The organism is Phenylobacterium sp. (assembly GCF_030693625.1).
Taxonomy (GTDB): domain Bacteria; phylum Pseudomonadota; class Alphaproteobacteria; order Caulobacterales; family Caulobacteraceae; genus Phenylobacterium; species Phenylobacterium ferrooxidans.
Window position 1 is genome coordinate 105,060 of record NZ_JAUYAF010000018.1, and the last position, 17,320, is coordinate 122,379.

The 17,320-nt window shown below is 66.6% G+C and carries 13 protein-coding genes; 8 read left to right on the plus strand and 5 right to left on the minus strand.

Annotation, left to right across the window (positions count from 1 at the left end; genetic code table 11):
* Positions 1–5: 5 nt before the first annotated feature.
* Entirely contained in the window at positions 6–509 is a 504-nt protein-coding gene (locus Q8N10_RS03025) for a DUF427 domain-containing protein (RefSeq protein WP_304777057.1), read from the minus strand.
* A gap of 188 nt (positions 510–697) precedes the next feature.
* Here Q8N10_RS03025 and Q8N10_RS03030 point away from each other — a divergent pair, with 188 nt between their 5' ends.
* Positions 698–2,566: a peptide MFS transporter gene (locus Q8N10_RS03030; RefSeq protein ID WP_304777072.1), complete on the plus strand. Its 1,869-nt coding sequence runs from the start codon at positions 698–700 to the stop codon at positions 2,564–2,566.
* Positions 2,567–2,611: 45 nt separating this feature from the next.
* Here the strand turns inward: Q8N10_RS03030 and Q8N10_RS03035 are convergent, their stop codons facing one another.
* The 3 genes from Q8N10_RS03035 to Q8N10_RS03045 form a co-directional block, all read right to left on the minus strand.
* Complete coding sequence (locus Q8N10_RS03035; RefSeq protein ID WP_304777073.1) at positions 2,612–4,009, minus strand: TonB-dependent siderophore receptor; 1,398 nt, start codon at positions 4,007–4,009, stop codon at positions 2,612–2,614.
* The gene (locus Q8N10_RS03040; protein ID WP_304777058.1) at positions 3,907–4,638 is read right to left on the minus strand and encodes a Plug domain-containing protein; all 732 of its coding nucleotides are present in this window, start codon (positions 4,636–4,638) and stop codon (positions 3,907–3,909) included. Before Q8N10_RS03040 ends, Q8N10_RS03035 begins: the two co-directional genes overlap by 103 nt.
* Positions 4,639–4,746: 108 nt before the next feature.
* Positions 4,747–6,762 (minus strand): TonB-dependent siderophore receptor, encoded by a 2,016-nt coding sequence (locus tag Q8N10_RS03045; RefSeq protein ID WP_304777059.1) that lies wholly within the window; start codon positions 6,760–6,762, stop codon positions 4,747–4,749.
* A 364-nt stretch (positions 6,763–7,126) separates the two neighbouring features.
* On the opposite strand from Q8N10_RS03045, the gene Q8N10_RS03050 reads away from it, so the two are divergent.
* The 3 genes from Q8N10_RS03050 to Q8N10_RS03060 all read left to right on the plus strand — a co-directional run bounded on the left by Q8N10_RS03050 (position 7,127) and on the right by Q8N10_RS03060 (position 12,259).
* The gene (locus tag Q8N10_RS03050) at positions 7,127–8,155 is read left to right on the plus strand and encodes an IS110 family transposase (RefSeq protein WP_304777060.1); all 1,029 of its coding nucleotides are present in this window, start codon (positions 7,127–7,129) and stop codon (positions 8,153–8,155) included.
* A 404-nt stretch (positions 8,156–8,559) separates the two neighbouring features.
* Positions 8,560–11,784, plus strand: coding sequence for a PAS domain S-box protein (locus Q8N10_RS03055; RefSeq protein WP_304777061.1), 3,225 nt, complete (start codon positions 8,560–8,562; stop codon positions 11,782–11,784).
* Between the two features lie 25 nt (positions 11,785–11,809).
* Positions 11,810–12,259: a PleD family two-component system response regulator gene (locus Q8N10_RS03060; RefSeq protein ID WP_304777062.1), complete on the plus strand. Its 450-nt coding sequence runs from the start codon at positions 11,810–11,812 to the stop codon at positions 12,257–12,259.
* Positions 12,260–12,352: 93 nt separating this feature from the next.
* Here Q8N10_RS03060 and Q8N10_RS03065 read toward each other — a convergent pair whose 3' ends face one another.
* Positions 12,353–12,805 carry a helix-turn-helix domain-containing protein gene (locus Q8N10_RS03065; RefSeq protein WP_304777063.1) on the minus strand — a complete coding sequence of 151 codons (453 nt, stop codon included), beginning with the start codon at positions 12,803–12,805 and terminating at the stop codon, positions 12,353–12,355.
* A gap of 92 nt (positions 12,806–12,897) precedes the next feature.
* Between Q8N10_RS03065 and Q8N10_RS03070 the strand changes: the two genes are divergently transcribed.
* From Q8N10_RS03070 to Q8N10_RS03085, 4 genes are all read left to right on the plus strand, one after another.
* Positions 12,898–13,656 (plus strand): SDR family NAD(P)-dependent oxidoreductase, encoded by a 759-nt coding sequence (locus Q8N10_RS03070; protein WP_304777064.1) that lies wholly within the window; start codon positions 12,898–12,900, stop codon positions 13,654–13,656.
* Positions 13,656–14,261 (plus strand): 2-hydroxychromene-2-carboxylate isomerase, encoded by a 606-nt coding sequence (locus tag Q8N10_RS03075; RefSeq protein ID WP_304777065.1) that lies wholly within the window; start codon positions 13,656–13,658, stop codon positions 14,259–14,261. The genes Q8N10_RS03070 and Q8N10_RS03075 overlap by 1 nt, the downstream gene beginning before the upstream one ends.
* A 352-nt stretch (positions 14,262–14,613) precedes the next feature.
* The gene (locus tag Q8N10_RS03080; protein ID WP_304777066.1) at positions 14,614–16,272 is read left to right on the plus strand and encodes a M28 family metallopeptidase; all 1,659 of its coding nucleotides are present in this window, start codon (positions 14,614–14,616) and stop codon (positions 16,270–16,272) included.
* Between the two features lie 470 nt (positions 16,273–16,742).
* A complete protein-coding gene (locus Q8N10_RS03085; protein ID WP_304777067.1) occupies positions 16,743–17,141 on the plus strand; it encodes a hypothetical protein in 399 nt (132 codons plus the stop codon).
* Positions 17,142–17,320 lie beyond the last annotated feature (179 nt).

Here is a 17,320-nt window from a genome sequence, read left to right on the forward strand (position 1 = left end):
TGTAGTCAGACCCGCTGGGTCCCCGGCGCATCATTGGTGTTGGCCGGCCAGTGTTCCTTCTGGCTGGCGCCGGCGCCTGAGTCGGTGTGCAGGACCGCCTCGTCGATGGCGCTCCGTTCGGTGTGGACGTGGGTCGGGTCGACGGTGTCGTCGTCCACGGCGTAGATCTCGAACTTGTCGGGATAGAAGGCCAGCCGCCCGCGGATCTGCTCCATGGCCGGGAAAGGCTCCTCATAGGTCCAGACGCCGTTCTCCGCGAACTGGCCGTCCATCAGCACCGTGTAGTAGGCCGCGTCGCCCTTGTAGGGGCAGTGGGTCGAGCGGTCGGTGCGGGAGAGGTACTCCATGGAGACGTCCTCGCGCGGGAAGTAGATGGCCGGCTTGTAGGCGGCTTCCTTCAGGACCAGGGCGTCGCCCGAATCGGCGATGACGTGGCCGGCGAACTTCACCCGCCAGCGGCCTTCGCCGGGGCTGATGGTGATGGGGTGGTCGGGACCGGGGATTTTCATGGGAATCGCCTCCTTGCGCGGACTCAACGCCTGAGATGGGGGGGCGGGTCCAGCGTCACCATGCGGGGGGTGGCCGCTTGCTTGTGCTGGCGACTTGACCGTGATCTTCTCCCGCCAAACCAGCCCGGCGGGGGTGAAACAACCCCGATGCATGCCGGCCTCCCAGGGATCGGAAGACCGTCTTCATGTTGAACCTCGTTGTCATGCTCGGGATCGTCGTCACGATTGTGACCGGCCTGCCCGTGCTCCTCCAGATGCTCAAGCACCACCCGCGTGGGCTGATCATCCTGTTCTTCGCCGAGATGTGGGAGCGCTTCTCCTACTACGGGATGCGCGCCATCCTGATCTTCTACCTCACCCAGCACCTGCTGTTCGACCAGGCCACGGCCTCGGCGCAGTACGGCTCCTACACCGCGCTGGTCTATCTGCTGCCCCTGCTGGGCGGCCTGCTGGCCGACCGCTATCTGGGCACCCGCAAGGCCGTGGCCTTCGGCGCCCTGCTGCTGGTGGCCGGTCACGGGATGATGGCCTATGAGGGCCGCCCCGCCACCCAGAACCTGGTCTATGCGGGCCAGAGCTACGAGGTGGCCGCCACCGGCCGCGTCGACGCCCGCCAGGCCCACCTGATCGTCGGCGGCAAGCCCTATGAGTTCGGTCCCGCCGAGGGCGGCGGCCTGGAGATCAAGGGCCTGGGCGAGGCCGGCCCGCTGCCGCAGGTCCTGCCCAAGGACAGCTTCAAGATGGAGACCACCCAGGACCAGAGCGGCGTGAACGCCTTCTACCTGGCCGTCTCCCTGATCATCATGGGGGTGGGCTTCCTGAAGCCCAACATCTCCACCATCGTCGGACAGCTCTATCCGCAGGGCGATCCGCGGCGGGATTCAGGCTTCACCCTCTATTACTATGGCATCAACCTGGGCGCCTTCTGGGCCTCGATCCTGTGCGGCCTGCTGGGCCAGACGGTGGGCTGGTGGGCGGGCTTCGGCCTGGCCGGGGTCGGCATGGCCCTGGGCTTCATCGTCTTCGTCCTGGGCAAGAAGCACCTGGACGGCAAGGGCGAACCGCCGAACCCCGAGCTGCTGACCCGTCCGGTGGTGGGGCCGATCAACCGCGAATGGCTGATCTACGGCGCCTCCATCCTGGGGGTGGGCCTGGTCTGGCTGCTCGTGCCGCACAACGCCATCGTGGGCCTGGCGCTTTCGATCTCCATCGTCGCCTCGCTGGCGGCGATCGCCTGGATCATGGTCGTCGCCTGCAAGACCTGGGTGGAGCGCCAGCGGATGATGCTGGCGGTGATCCTGATCTTCGGGGCGGTGGTGTTCTTCACCCTGTTCGAACAGGCCGGCACCTCGCTGAACCTGTTCGCCTCCACCAATGTGGACATGACCATCACCCAACAGGCGGTGACCTTCCTGGGCGTTCCCATCGGCACGCCTGAGCAGATCGCGGCCATCGGCCTGAACCCCGCCAGCGACTTCTTCATCGACTCCACCATCGGGGCCGCCCAGACCCAGTCCTTCAATGCGGGCTTCATCCTGATCTTCGCCCCGATCTTCGCGGCGATGTGGGCCTATCTCGCCAAGCGCAACATGGACCTGAACCCGACGATGAAGTTCGGTCTGGGCCTGCTGCAGGTGGGTCTCGGCTTCCTGGTGGTGGTCTGGGGCGCCGGCTTGGCGGACTCCGCCTTCCGGGTGCCGCTGATGCTGCTGGGCTTCCTCTACCTGCTGCACACCACCGGCGAGCTCTTCCTGTCGCCCGTGGGCCTGTCGGAGATCACCAAGCTGTCGCTGCCCTCGGTGGTCAGCTTCATGATGGCGGTCTGGTTCCTGTCCTCGTCCATCGCCCAGTTCGTCGGCGGCAAGATCGCCGGCCTGATGGGCACCGAGAGCATCGGTGGTCAGGTGCTCGATCCCCAGGCGGCCCTGGCGGCCTCCCTGAACGGCTTCACGACCCTGGGCTGGGCCGGCGTCGGCTGCGGCGTGTTCTTCGTGCTGATCAGCTTCCTGGTCCGCGGCTGGGCGCACGGCGAGGAAGTCTCGGCCAAGCCGGAGTAAGAGAGCGTTTTCCTCCCCTGCGTCGCGGGGGAGGAAAAGCCTCGGTCACCCGAAGCTCTTCCTGACCCGGACGTAGAAGACGCGGCCGACCTGGATGTCGCGGTCGTCGATGGCTGTCAGCGGGTTGGCGCCGCGGGGGCCGGAATAGAGCTGGCGGGTGTGGCGGAAGCCGCGCGCCGTCGCGTTCTGGATCTCCGCCCGGACCAGCAGGTCAGGCTTGGGCTTCCACTCGGCGAACAGGGTGACATAGGTCTTCAGCTTGTCGGTAGAGATCTGGTCGAAGCGATAATAGGTCTCGCGCCAGGCGCCGAAGGCGTCGACCCCCCAGGTCGCCCGCCATTGCGGCAGGTCCTGGGAGAAGTGCGCCTCCCAGTCGAGGGGACGCAGCCCGGAAATCTCGCGCTTGGCGCCCGTGGTGGGGTCGGTGACCTCCGAGCGGCGCCAGGTGGAGTCGCCGCGCAGCTGGGCGCCCGGAATGAAGCGGTCCAGCGGCAGGGTCAGGGTGACCTGCAACTCGTCCTTGGTCCCGTCGCCGATATTGCTGGGGGCGTCGAAGGCGCCGGACGGCCCGAAGACCGGGGCGCGGTCGATGGCGTCGGTGAGCGCGAAGTGGCGCAGGGTCAGGACCGCGGCGCCCTTGGTCCAGAAGCGCTGCTCGATCGCCGCCTCGCTCACCCAGGCCTGTTCCGGGACCAGGTCCGGATTGCCGGCGGTGATCACGCCGGTGCCGAGCGACGACGTGGCCACGAAGTCGTCGAAGTCCAGCTGGCCCACCACCCGCTCGAAGCGCAGCCGCACCTGGGTGTTGGCGCTGGGGGCCCAGGTCGCCGCCACCCGGGGCTTGGTGTAGTAGAGGGTCTTCTCCAGGCTGACGTCGCCGTCCGAGGAGATGGCCGAGCCCTCCTCGCGAACACTGCCCTCGACGGTCCAGGTCTTGGTGGGCCGCCAGACGGCCTTCACGAAGATCTCGCCGCGCTTCTCCTCCACCGTGACGTTGGAGGCGGGCAGGGGGATGGCCACCCCGTCCTGGGAAAAGGCGGTCTTGCTCTCCAGCTTGTTCAGAGCCGCCTCGGCGCCGGCTTCCCACGAGAGCGTCTCGGATTGGCGGAACTTGAACACGCCCCGGCCGATGGTCTCGCTGATGTCCTTGCCCAGCTTGAAGTCGAAGTCGGTGGGGGTCGAGCGGAACCGCGAGCCGTAGGAATAGTCCTCGGTCTGGTGGAGCAGCAGGAGCTCCAGATTGTTGCGGGCGCCCAGCTCACGCTTGAAGTTGGCGCCGACCTCTGTCTGGAAACGGTCCTGCCTGTCGTTGGAGGACTCCAGGCCCGTGACCGGGAATTTCAGCCAGTTGAGCTCGTTGTAGCGATAGTTGTCGTCGAAGACGCGGCCGTTGACCCGCAGCTTGCCGCCGAAGGCCGGCGTCTCGTAGGCGCCTGAGCCGATCCACTGGTGGACCGCGCCGTGGCTGTCGATGTCGGAGCGCTCCACCACCACGCCGGCGGGGTTGAGCACCAGGTGCGGGCCCTCCCCGGCGCCGTCGTCGATGCCCTCGCCGTAGCGCAGGCTGCCTTCCAGGCGCCCTGGCCGGCCGGGCCCGAGCCCTCGACCCGGACGCCGAACTTGTAGCGGCCGTCGTAGCCCAGGGCCTGGCCGACCTGGACGAGGCCCTGCAGCTTGCCGCCCTTCACCTTGACCACATTGGCCAGGATGGACTTGCCCTGCATGTCGACGCCCGGCGCGCCGCCGCGGATCAGCTGGATATGGTCCACCTGGCTGGCCGGAATGCGGCGCAGGATGTCGTCGAGGGTGTCGGTCTTGGAGGTGGGCCGGCCGCCGTCGATCAGGACGTTGCCGGCGGCGCCCTCGAAGCCGCGCACGTTGTCGCCGGTGTCCAGGGTGAAGCCGGGCAGGCGGCCGACCATGTCATAGGCGGTGACCGGCCGCTGCTCGGCGAAGAAGGCCTGCGGATAGCTGATGACGCCCTGGGCGCTGGACGTGGCGGCGGCGGTCTGCGCCAGGGCGGCCGGCGCGGCGCTGGCGAGCAGGGCGGCGAGGGTGAAGATACGTAGCATGTGACGGTTCCCCAGTGTGTCCGCAGGTGGCCTGCGTCCCGGAGCTGGCGCCAATTAAATGCCCGTAAGGTGGATTAAATCGCGGAAAGGTTTGCGGAAATCGGGATTCTAGAAGGTCTTCCGCAGGCGGACATAGAGGCCGCGGCCGAACTGGATGTCGCGATCGTCGATGTACTTGACCGCCGCGGTGTTGCGCGGCCCGGCATAGGCCGTGGTGGTGTGACGGAAGCCGCGCTCGGTGAAATTGTTGAGCTCGGCGCGGACGTTCAGGTCGGGCCGGGGCTTCCACTCGGCGAACAGCACCATCCAGGTCTTGAGCTTGTCGGTGTAGATGGCGTTGTACTTGTAGGAGGTCTCGCGCCAGGCGCTGAAGACGTCGAACCCCCAGTTCATCTTCCATTGCGGCAGGTCGTGGGTGAAGTGGGCCTCCCACTCCAGGGGCCGCAGGCCGGAGATCTCGCGCTTCTCGCCCGTCGTGGGATCGGTGACCTCCGAGCGGCGCCAGGTGGACTCGCCGCGCAGCTGGGCGCCCTTGAGGAGGCGGTCCAGGGGCAGGGTGGCGTTGAGGATCAGCTCGTCCTTGGTCCCGTCACCGATATTGCTGGGGGCGTCGAACACCAGGGCGCCGGCGAAGATCGGGGCGCGGTCGATGACGTCGGTGAGCTTGGAGTGGCGCAGGGTCAGAACCACGGCGCCCTTGGTCCAGAACCGCTGCTCGAAGGCGAGCTCGCTCACCCAGGCCTGCTCCGGCGTCAGGGCCGGGTTGCCCACCGCCAGGCCGCCGCTGTTGGGGGAGGAATCGGCCACGAAGTCGTCGAAGTCCAGCTGGCCCACGACGCGCTCGTAGCGGAAGCGGACCTGGGTCCTGTCGCTGGGCGCCCAGCTGCCCGCCACGCGAGGCTTGAGGAAGTAGAGGGTCTTCTCGAGGGTGACGTCGCCCTCCGAGGTGAGGGCCGAGCCCTCGTAGCGCAGGCCGCCCTCGAGGGTCAGGGTGGGCAAGGGCTTCCACACCGACTTGCCGAACACCTCGCCCCGGGTCTCGGTCACCTTGACGTCGGCCGCGGGCAGGATGTCGGGGACGCCGTTGCTCAGCTGGTCGGTCTCGCTCTCCAGGACGTTGAGGGCGGCCTCGGCCCCGACCTCGAAGGACAGGCGCTCGCTCTGGCGGTGCTTCAGCACGCCGCGGCCGATGCTCTCGCTGGTCTTCTGGTCCAGGAAGAAGTCAGAGCCGCCCCCCGCCGAGCGGAAGGGCGAGACGATGTCGGCGCCGGTGAGCTTCTGCAGCCCCACCAGTTCCAGGTTCATGCGGGCGCCCAGGGCGCGCTCGTAGCGGGCGCCCAGCTCGGTCTCGTAGACGTCCTCGCTGTAGTTCACCGATTCCAGGGCCGGCGCCGGGAAGGTGATCCAGTCGAGCTGGTTGAACTCGTACCAATCCCAGAAGCCGCGGGCGTTGATCTTCAGCTTGCCGCCCGCCAGGGGTGTCTCATAGGCCCCGGTCGCCACCCACTGGTAGCCGCGGCCATGGCTGTCGATGTCCGACAGGATGAGCGGCGTCCCGCCGGGGGCCAGCCGCACGTGGCGGCCGGGGCCGGAGCCGTCGTCGATCCCCTGGCCATAGCGCAGGCCGCCTTCCCAGGAGCCTGGGCCGGCCTGGCCGGAGGCCTCCAGACGAATGCCCGAGCTGTTGCGACCGTCGTCGATGACGTGGTTGTTGGCGAGCGCGATCAGGCCCTGGAAGCCCGCCCCCTTCACCTTGACCACATTGGCCAGGATGGACTTGCCCTGCATGTCGATCCCCGGCGCGCCGCCGCGGATCAGCTCGACGTGGTCCACCTGGGCGGCGGGGATGCGGCGCAGGATCTCCTCGATGTCGTCGGTCTTGGAGGTGGGCCGCGCCCCGTCAATCAGCACGTTGCCGGCCGCGCCCTCGAAGCCGCGGACGTCGTCACCGCCGTCGATCGAGAAGCCGGGCAGGCGCTGGACCATGTCGAGCGCCGTGGAGGGCCGCTGCTCGGCGAAATAGGCGGGGGGATAGCTGATTACGCCCTGGGTGGCGGGCTGGGCCATGGCGATGGCCGGGACGGCGGCGGCCAGAACAGCGGCCAGGCTCAAGGCAGGTATCATGTGACGGTTCCCCAGTGCCGGCGCAGGTGAGCTGCGCCCAGGGAGCCACGCCAATTAAATGCCCGTAACCTGGATTAAATCGAGGAAAGGTTGCTCGGGCCTGACGGACTACGCCTGTAATTTGGAGAATTTACAACCGTAGTTCTTGTGTCAACCGGCGTTATGTGAATTCGCCGTCATGTTGGGCGGCGCCAGGTCGTGTCCTCATAAAGTGGTCGCGGCGGCGTGTCCGCGTGGCCAGGCGCGGCGCGCACGTGGCAAGCGGACCTTCCGAGCGTCGGGGGATGGGTGATGGGGTGGACGCCCCCCGACGGCATCTACGTGCCAGAGTGAGGGTGTTGATCTTCACTCAAGGGAGGCGTCCATGGGAGACGTTACCATCATTGGTCTGGATATCGCCAAGTCTGTGTTCCAGGCGCACGGGGCGGATGCTGGTGGCTCTGTGGTGTTCCGCAAGAAGTTGAACCGTTCTCGGCTGCTGGCCTTCTTTGCCGCTCAGCCGCGCTGCGTGGTTGCGATGGAAGCCTGCGCGGGTGCGCACCACTGGGGGCGCGAGCTGATGAAGATGGGCCACCAGGTGAGGCTGATCCCGCCAGCGTACGTGAAGCCGTTTGTGAAGCGGCAGAAGAACGACATGGCCGATGCCGAGGCGATCTGCGAGGCGGCTCAGCGCCCGACCATGCGCTTCGTGCCGGTGAAGGATCGCGATCAGCAGGCCAGCAGCGTGGTGTTTCGCGCCCGGGACCTGCTGGTGCGCCAGCGGACCCAGATCATCAACGGCCTCCGCTCTCACCTGGCCGAGTACGGCTACGTGGCGCCCAAGGGCGTCTGTTACGTCGAGCGCCTGGTGGCGGAGATTGTGGATCCGGCGAGCGAGCTGCCGGCTGCGGCGATCGCCAGCCTGAAGGTCATGGCCCGCACGCTGTCGGGGCTGAATGCCGAGATCGCCGTGCTGGATCGAGAGATCGCCCGGCGAGCGAAGGAAGATCCCGTCGCCAGGCGGCTGATGACCATCCCTGGCATCGGACCGATTACCGCCGCGGCCCTGACCGCCTTGGCCCCGGATCCCGCCTCCTTCAGATGCGGCCGCGACTTCTCGGCATGGCTGGGCCTCACGCCGCTGCAGCGATCAACCGGCGGCAAGCAGAAGCTGGGTCAGATCACCAAGATGGGCGAGCGAACCTTGCGCAGGCTGCTGGTGATCGGCGCAAGCGCGGTGATCAAGCAGGCGCTCATCAAGGGCGCGCCGCAGGGCTCATGGCTGGCGCAGATGCTGGCCAGGAAGCCACGGATGCTTGTCGCGGTGGCGCTGGCCAACAAGACCGGGCGCATAGTCTGGGCGCTGCTCGCCAAGGGCGGCGTCTACCAAGCTCCAGCCGTGGCCGCCGCCTAACAGCGGTCGCAGCTAGAGACGTCGAAGCAAAGGATCGGGCGAAGGAGCGTATGGCGCACAGTCGGTGAGACGGGATCGGGAAAACCAGGGCTTCCCACCGTGCCTTTGAGCACGCCATGGGTGATTTGGACCTGATCCGCGAACTCCCATACAGGCCAGCGCCGTCAAGGGTGCGTCAACAGGCCGGACAGATGGCAGCATCCGACCAAGCGACCAGAAGCTCTCAAATCCGCTCTTGCGCTGAAGGGGGCGTCCACAGATGGGGAGCGGAGGCCGTCTTCGCCGAGTTCAAGATCTGACATTGGAGGACGAGCTGTCGCAGGTGGTCCCGATCGCCTCCGAATTAACCCTATAGAAAGTGCTGCAACGCATTGAGGGTGGACCGCAATGTTCTGGAGCCGGCTGTGGACACGTCCGAGGAACTAGAGCGGATCGCGGCGCTGCAGGACCTGAGGGTTCTGGACACTGCGCCTGAGGCGGTCTTCGACAGCCTCACCCAGCTTGCGGCCCTGACCTTCAACGCCCCTGTCGCGCTGGTGTCTCTGGTGGACACCGATCGCCAGTGGTTCAAGTCCTGTATCGGCCTGGACGTCTCAGAGACGGGCCGAGACGTGGCGTTCTGCGACCATGCCATTCGCCAGGATCAGGCCATGGTCGTGCTTGACGCGAGCCAGGATCAGAGGTTTCGCGACAATCCCTTGGTGACCGGCGCGCCGTCCATACGCTTCTATGCCGGCGCCCCATTGATCCTGCCGGACGGCCATCGTCTCGGCACACTGTGCGTGATTGATTTCGCACCGAGGCAGAGCTTCAGCCAGGCCGCCCGTGCTCAGCTTGAGGCCATGGCCGCCTCTGTCACTCAGGCTCTCCTGATGCGACGGGACATCTCCACGTTTCAGCGGCTGGAGCGTGAACGGAACAACCAGCGGCAGCTGCTGGACCAAGCCGAGGAGTTGGCCGGCGTTGGCCACTGGTCCTGGGACGCTGCTTTAGACGTCACGACCTGGTCTCGCGCCCTCTATGAGATTCACGGCTGCGATCCGGCCGAGCCGCCTCCAGGTCTCGAGGGCGTCCTGGCCCTCTATGCCCCCGAAGACGCGGCGAAGCTGGCGGCGCTGGTGGAACGCGCTGTCGCGACGGGCGAGTCCTATGCTCTGCAAGCCCGCATCCTGCGACCTGACGGTCGTGAGCGCCTGGTGTCTGCTCGGGGCGCCCCGGCGATGAATATTGACGGGTCCGTCGCCGCGCTCTTCGGGACCTTTGTGGACGTCACCGACCTCAAGCTTGCGGATCAACGCCTGCGGCAGAATGAGGCCCGGCTTCAATTTCTCACGGAACACGCCGCCGACCTCATTTTCCGCGTCGAGCCGGGTCGGGGAATTCTATGGGTCTCGCCAAATTGCGCCCGCTACGGCTACCAGCCCGACGAGCTGATCGGCGTCCGGCCGGCGGAATTGGTGCACCCTGACGACTTGCCGAGCGTGCAGATGCTGACCGCGGCCCGGCTCGCTGGCCTGCCGGACCCCGAGGGCGCCGACTATCGCTATCGTGTCCGCCGCAAGGACGGTGGGTGGACCTGGATGGAGACCAGTCCGACCGTCATCCGGGACGCGAGCGGCCGCACCGTCGAGGTGGTCAGCGTCATGCGCGACATCACCGACCGCATGGAAATGGAGATAGCTCTGGCGGCCAGCGAGGCGCGCTACCGGCTCATGGCCACCCGAGCTTCTGACATCATCGCCTGCTACGGCGTCGACGAGAAGTTCACCTTCCTGTCTCCGGCTATCGAAAAGGTTCTGGGCTATACGCCGGACGACCTGCTCGGCCGTGCGACGACTGAACTCATGCACCCGGACGACGTGCGCCAGGTTCGCAAGGCCTTCATAGCCTATCTTGGCGCCGGTCCGGACGCCCCCCCGCTGCAATACGGCTACCGCGCGTTCCGCAAGGACGGCGCCACGGTCTGGCTGGAGGCCCACGCGCGGGCCATCTATGACGCAGACACGGGGCGCCTGATCGAGTTCCAGGACACGTTGCGCGACGTTACGCAGCGCAAGGCTGTTGAGTCCGCCCTTGCGGAGAGCGAGATGCGCCACAGCGTGATCGGCGAGTACGCCACCGACATCATTTCACGGAGCAGCCTGTCGGGTCGGCTTCTCTACGCCTCACCCTCAATCACGCAGGTCACAGGTTTCACGGCCCAGGAGTTAAGCGAGCATAAGCCTGCATTCCTGCAGCTGATTCACCCCGACGACCTGGAGCCCAGCCTTGCCCACGTAAGGCGGGTCATATCGGGTGAAATCTGTTCTGGGCGGCTTTCATACCGCTTCAAGCGCAAGGACGGGAACTGGATCTGGCTCGAATGCAATCCCACCCTTGTGCGTGACGCAGACGGGAAGCCTTCGGAAATTCTTGATGTGATCCGCGACGTCAGCGCGCAACGCCAGATCGAGGCCGACCTGCTGGCGGCGCGCGACGCGGCTGAGGGCGCAGCCCGGGTCAAGTCGGACTTCATGGCGAACATGAGCCACGAGATCCGCACCCCACTCACCGCCATTCTGGGGTTCACGCGCCTGCTCACCGCGCGCCAGGATCTCGCCCCCGAGGCCAGCGCGCAACTCGGCCGGGTCGCAACGGCCAGCGACGCTTTGCTGTCCATCGTCAACGACGTGCTCGACTTCTCGAAGCTCGAGGCCGGTCAGACCGAAATCAAGCCTCGTCCTGTTTCACCTCGCGGCGTCCTGCACGACGCCCTCTCGATGTTCTCGCCTCTGGCCGATGCGAAGGGGTTGAGCCTGAGCTTCGCCGCCGATGACCTGCCCGACGCGGTGCGGTTGGATCCCGATCGGATTCGACAGGTACTGCTCAACCTGATCGGCAACGCCGTCAAGTTCACCAGCACGGGCGGCGTGCGTCTGGTTGCGACCTATGATCAGGCCAGTGAGCAGCTTGCTGTCGCCGTGGAGGACACCGGCGCAGGAATGAGCGACGAGCAATGTGAGCGCCTGTTCAAACGGTTCTCGCAGGTGGACGGCTCATCGACACGCCAGCACGGCGGCACCGGCCTCGGATTAGCGATCTGCAAGGGTCTGGTCGAGGCGATGGGTGGCGCAATTGGCGTCAACAGCAGACCCGGTCTGGGCTCGACGTTCCACTTCAAGATCACCGCGCCGGAAGCCGCGATCGTGGAGCCCAGCGTTGCGGAGACCAACGCGACGGAGGCGGCGGAAGGTCTTCGCGTTCTGGTGGTGGACGACAATGCGGCCAACCGCGAGCTCGTCAACGCCTTGCTGAGCCGGGTTGGCGTCGAGGTGCTGGAAGCGGCCGACGGGCCAAGCGCCATCGAGGCGGCGTCACTTAACCCCGTCGACCTTATCCTGCTCGACCTCCGCATGCCCGGCATGAGCGGTCCCGAGACCTTGGCTCGCATCCGTCAGACCGACGGACCCAACCAGAATATTCCGATCCTGGCTTTTACTGCCGATGACGATCTGGCGCGGCTTGGTCCTGACCACGGCTTTGACGGATTGGTTCGCAAGCCGATCGTGGCCACGGAATTGATTGACGCCCTTCAGCGGGGGGTCGCCTCTTTCGAGACATCCAGGGAGCCCGTCCACCGTGCCCTTTAACTCGGTGCGAGCTAGCGTGTTGGTGGTGGACGACGATCCGATGATGATCGAACTTCTGACCACGCGGCTCGAACTGGCGGGCTATCACTCCTGCTACGCGAGAAATGGCCGCGACGCCCTGGAGCGCATTTCGCAGATGCGTCTCGCGGCGATGGTTTTGGACATCAACATGCCTGAGCTGGATGGATTTGGTGTTCTCGATCACCTCCGCGGTCAGGGAAGGTTGAAGTCGCTTCCCACCATGGTGCTGACCGCCCGCAATCAGACGGACGATATCCGGCGCGCGGTCGCCCTGGGTGCTCGGGACTATCTCGCCAAGCCATTCCAGGACCAGGTGTTCCTCAATCGCGTGGCTCGCCTGGTCCTCAGATCGAAGCCCAACCCAGCGCAGGGCGCTCCCGTCCCAGGCGCCCCTGACCTCTGGGGCGTGCCGACCGGTCTCAGGCCGAAAGCGGGCAAGGTTTTCGACTCCTGACCCGGCGCTCGGTCGGACTGGCTGAGCTGAACGTTGGTGTCGCCCAAGCTGGAGCGCTCAAGCGCGGCCCTGCTGGATTTATGAGGTCACGCCCTAGGCGGCCCCAGGCCCGGCTCGCGTCTCCACCTCCCGGGCGCCGACCGGGGCGTGGCATTCGGAACAGGTCATGACGGGGGCGAAGTCGCAGCCGCAGGCCTTGTGGCGGTGGAGCAGGGGGGCACCGGCCTGCCCGGCATAGTGCTGGTCGCCCCAGTGCACGATGGCCATGACCACGGGATAGAGGTCCAGGCCCTTCTGGGTCAGGCGGTACTCGTGGCGCACCGGGCGGTCCTGGTAGGGGACCTTGGCCAGCACGCCCTCGTCCACCAGCAGCTTGAGCCGCTCGGTGATGATGGTGCGCGAGATGCCGAGCCGCGTCTGAAAGGCCTCGAAACGCCGCACCCCCAGGAAGGCGTCGCGCAGGATCATCAGGGTCCAGCGGTCGCCGATCACCGCCACCGAGCGGGCGATGGAGCAGGGCTGGTCGGCGAGGTCGTCCCACTTCACGGGCGGTGTTCCTTGGTTCGGCGACACTATCCCATTGACTGGGTCCAGATTCAATACGATGGTTCGTCCAGAAACTGAACTTAGGTGAGCCCATGTCTGGAGAACCACTGCACGCGGCGCCTAAAGTCTGCCTGGTGATCGGCGCGGGAGACGGGGTCGGCGGCGCCATCGCCAAGGCCTTCGCCGCCGAGGGCCTGACCGTCTGCGTCACCCGCCGCGCCCGCAATCTCGACCAGCTGGAGGCGCTCGCCGCCGACATCCGCAACTCCGGCGGCAAGGCCCACGCCTTCGGGGTCGACGCCCGCGACGAGGCCGAGATGATCGCCCTGTTCGACAAGGTCGAGGCCGAGGTGGGCCCCCTGGAGGTGGTGGTCTTCAACATCGGCGCGAACGTGCGCTTCACGGTTCTGGAGACCACCACGCGGGTGTTCCAGAAGGTCTGGGAGATGGCCTGTTTCGCGGGCTTCCTCAGCATCCGCGAGGCGGCCCGGGTGATGACGCCGCGCGGCCGGGGCACGATCCTGGTGACCGGGGCCACCGCCTCGATGCGCGGCGGCAAGATGTATTCGGCCTTCGCCTCGGCCAAGGCGGCGCTGCGCTCGGTGGCCCAGACCGCCGGCCGCGAACTGGGACCGGCGGGGATCCACGTCGCCCACATCGTGGTGGACGGGGCCATCGACGGGGTGTTCACCCGCACCAACAACTCGCCTGATGCCGTGGCCGCCAAGCTGGCCGGCGACGAGATTCTCAAGCCGGAAGACATAGCCGCGAACTATGTCTGGCTGCACAATCAGAAACGCTCGGCCTGGACCCACGAACTGGATCTGCGCCCCTGGAAGGAGACTTGGTGATGGGCAAGACGATCGACTTCATCTTCGATTTCGGCAGCCCCAACGGCTACCTGTCCTGGAAGGTGCTGCCCGGCATCGCCGCCAGGCACGGCGCCACGGTCAACCTGATCCCCTGCCTGCTGGGGGGCATCTTCAAGGCCACCGGCAACCAGTCACCGATGACCGCCTTCGGCGGGGTGAAGGGCAAGCTGGAATATGAGGGCCTGGAGACCCGGCGCTTCGTCGCCGCCCACGGCCTGACGGCCTATCGCTCCAACCCCCACTTCCCGGTCAACACCCTGCTGATCATGCGCGGCCTGGTGGCGGCCAGGCGGGCGGGCGTGGGTGACGCCTATCTCGAGGCCGTGGTCTCGGCGATGTGGGAGCAGGGGCTGAAGATGGACGATCCGGAGGTGGTGGCCGGGGTGCTCACCAAGGCCGGTCTTGACGCCCGCGCGATCCTGGAGGCGACCCAGGACCCGGAGGTGAAGGCTGAGCTGGCAGCCAACACCGAGAGAGCGGTGGCCCGCGGCGCCTTCGGGGTGCCGACCTTCTTCGTCGACGGCGAGATGTTCTTCGGCAAGGACCGGCTGCACGCCGTCGAGGCGGAGCTTTCGCGGGTCTGATCAAACATCCGCTCATCCCGGCGACCGAAGGGCGGCGCGAAGCAGCCAAGGCCGGGACCGCGAAGCGGCGGCGCGAAGCAGCCACCCAGATTCACCTCCAGTGACCGGGCTTGATCCACCGTTCGTGTGGTTCGTGTGGTTCGTGGACAATCTGATGGGCCTCCGCGGCGGCGCGACCCGAAGAATTGGAACCACGAACCACACGAACCACACGAACAAGGGTCCTGGTCGAAGGCTCAGAATGAATCTGGTCCCGGCCTGCGCCGGGAGGAGCGGTTGGGGTGGCGCCTGAACCCGTATTCACTTGGATCATCACGCTCTAGGGTCGGGCGCTGTCCCCGGAGTCCGCCCTATGAAACTTCCCGCCATCACCCTCGCTGCTGTTCTGATGGCGACGACCGCCCAGGCCCAGGGCTCCGGCCCCATCGATCCCGCCCGGCTGTCGGCCATCGTCAAGGTGATGGCGTCCGACGCCTTCGAAGGCCGGTCGCCAGGTTCGCCGGGTGAGCAGAAGACGGTCGACTACCTCATCGGCCAGTTCCAGGCGCTGAAGCTGGAGCCGGCCGGGGACAAGGGCGGCTGGACCCAGGAGGTGCAGCTGCAGCGCTTGCAGGTGCAGCCGGGCGCCAAGCTCAGCGTGGCGGTGGCGGGCAAGACGACGGTTCTCGAACAGGCCCAGCAGATCAATGTCGCCACCCTGCGACCGGTGGACCGGGTGGCTATTGCGAATGCCCCTCTGGTCTTCGTCGGCTATGGCGTCAGGGCGCCCGAGCGGGGCTGGGACGACTTCAAGGGCCACGACCTGACGGGCAAGGTCGCGGTCTTCCTGATCAACGACCCCGACTTCGAGGCCAAGCCCGGCGAGCCGGTGGCCGGCAAGTTCGGCGGTCAGGCGGCGGCCTATTACGCGCGCTGGACCTACAAGTACGAGGAGGCGGTGCGCCAGGGCGCCGTAGCCGCCCTGATCGTCCACGAGACGCCGGGCGCTGGCTATGGCTGGTCGACGGTGGCGGCCTCCAACGGCGAGAGCTTCGACATCGTCCGGGCCGACCCGGCCAAGGACAAGCTGCTGCTGCAGGGCTGGATCGCGCGCGACACCGCCGTCGATCTGTTCAAACAGGCGGGCCTGGACTTCGAGGTCCTGAAGACCAGCGCACGCTCGGCGGACTTCAAGCCGGTGGTCCTGCCCGGCGCTGCGTTCTCGGCGGATTACGGCGTGGCCCACAGCCAGGTCGCCAGCCGCAATGTGATCGCCAAGCTGACCGGGGCGACCAGGCCCGACCAGAGCGTGATGTTCTCCGCCCACTGGGACGCCTTCGGCCTCGGCGCTGCGGTGAACGGCGACAAGGTGCGGCGCGGGGCGGCGGACGACGCCATCGGGGTGGCCGGCGTGCTGGAGATCGCCCGCGCCCTGGCCGCCGGGCCGCGCCCGGCCCGCACCACCCTCTTCGCCGCCTGGACCGCCGAGGAGCGCGGCCTGCTGGGATCGGAATACTACGCCGCCCATCCGCACACGCCGCTGGACAGGATGGCGGCCAACTTCACCCTGGATGTGCTGCAGACGGCGGGACCGGCCAAGGACGTGGTGCTGGTGGGCTATGGCCAGAGCCAGCTCGATGACCGGCTGATCGCGGCGGCGAAGGCTCAAGGTCGCACCGTGACCCCGGACGCCAAGCCCGAGCGCGGCCTGTTCTTCCGCGCCGACCATTTCAGCCTGGCCAAGCAGGGGGTGCCGGTGATGCTGCTGATGGGGCTCGGCGGCGGCGCCGACCTGGTCAAGGGCGGACGCGCGGCCGGCGACAAGTGGGTCAGCGACTATACCGCCAACTGCTACCACCAGCCCTGCGACGCCTGGAGCCCCGACTGGGACCTGCGCGGCGCGGCCCAGGACGTCGAGCTGATCTACGTCATGGGCAAGGCCATCGCGAGCGACCCGAAGGACTGGCCCGACTGGAAGGACGGCTCGGAGTTCAAGGCCATCCGCGCGCGCACGGCGGGGGTGCGGCGGTAGTTGCCGCCCGTCGCCAGGCTCGGCCCCGCGATTCGCGGAACCGGACAGGGTATCGGCTACGATCCGCTTTGCGCGCGACCCCTAATTGCCGTTCACGACCCGTTGCGGAAGTTCGACCAACGCGAAAAGATGACTCATGAACTTGGAGTCTGTCACTCGTCAGTCCCTGTTGGCCTTGTTGGCTCCGGCGGTTTTGATTGCGTTTGGCAGCGTGGTCGGGGGACTGATCTTTGCCCCGATCCTATTTCGCGCTGAACGGCCGTTCGCCATCGCTATGTGGCTGGCGACTGTTCTATTTCCGACTTGGCTTCTCGCCCTACTAGCCCTGCGTCGAGGTTCTAAGAGCTTGTACCCTTTGGCTGCGGTTTCCTGGCTATTCGCGGCGACTTGGGTGGTGATCAATTTTGTTTGGGCACCATCGTCCACCGGACGCCTTTGGGGCTGGTAACGCGAATAGCCGCAAACCACCCATGTCCGACTTCGGCGATGTCGGCTTCCAGTTTAGGCCTGACTACGAGGTCGTGCCGGTTGCTCGATTTGGCGTGCTCGATAAGCTGCCCAGCAGGGCGTGGGAGGGGAACGCGTTGCTTGCGATGCATATTCTGATAGCGGACGTCCTCGCGACGCTATTCGTGCAGATCGTCTTGGCAGTTCGCGTCGGCGCGCTAAAAAAGAAGGGGCGGGCACTTATGGTGCCGAGCGTGCTATCGACCCTCTTCAACTTCAACAATCTGCCCTACTGGCGCTTTTTGCTCAGTCGCGAGCACATAGACATTAGAGACGCAGCAGTCAGTATTTGCGTGTGGGCGATTAGGCTGGGCGTGGTGGTCTTTTTAGCCACTTTTGTCGTGGATTTGGCGCACGCGTGATCGTGCTCGGAACTGATAAGCGGGCTAATGTCCGCAACCCACCGAGGCTGTGTGTAAACGCGCTGACGCACCCATGGGGGAGTTTGGTCGATGGCCGTTCAGTGAGGCCGGGCGATGGAGGCGGCGTTTCGGCGCGAGGCCAGCGACGGCCTCCTCAGGCCCTGATGGCCGCCACGAGC

Coding starts and splice junctions, on each gene's coding strand:
- Q8N10_RS03025 (WP_304777057.1), bottom strand. CDS start 509: ATGAAAATCCCCGGTCCCGACCACCCCATCACCATCAGCCCCGGCGAA.
- Q8N10_RS03040 (WP_304777058.1), bottom strand. CDS start 4,638: ATGCTACGTATCTTCACCCTCGCCGCCCTGCTCGCCAGCGCCGCGCCG.
- Q8N10_RS03045 (WP_304777059.1), bottom strand. CDS start 6,762: ATGATACCTGCCTTGAGCCTGGCCGCTGTTCTGGCCGCCGCCGTCCCG.
- Q8N10_RS03050 (WP_304777060.1), top strand. CDS start 7,127: ATGGGAGACGTTACCATCATTGGTCTGGATATCGCCAAGTCTGTGTTC.
- Q8N10_RS03070 (WP_304777064.1), top strand. CDS start 12,898: ATGTCTGGAGAACCACTGCACGCGGCGCCTAAAGTCTGCCTGGTGATC.
- Q8N10_RS03075 (WP_304777065.1), top strand. CDS start 13,656: ATGGGCAAGACGATCGACTTCATCTTCGATTTCGGCAGCCCCAACGGC.
- Q8N10_RS03080 (WP_304777066.1), top strand. CDS start 14,614: ATGAAACTTCCCGCCATCACCCTCGCTGCTGTTCTGATGGCGACGACC.
- Q8N10_RS03085 (WP_304777067.1), top strand. CDS start 16,743: ATGTCCGACTTCGGCGATGTCGGCTTCCAGTTTAGGCCTGACTACGAG.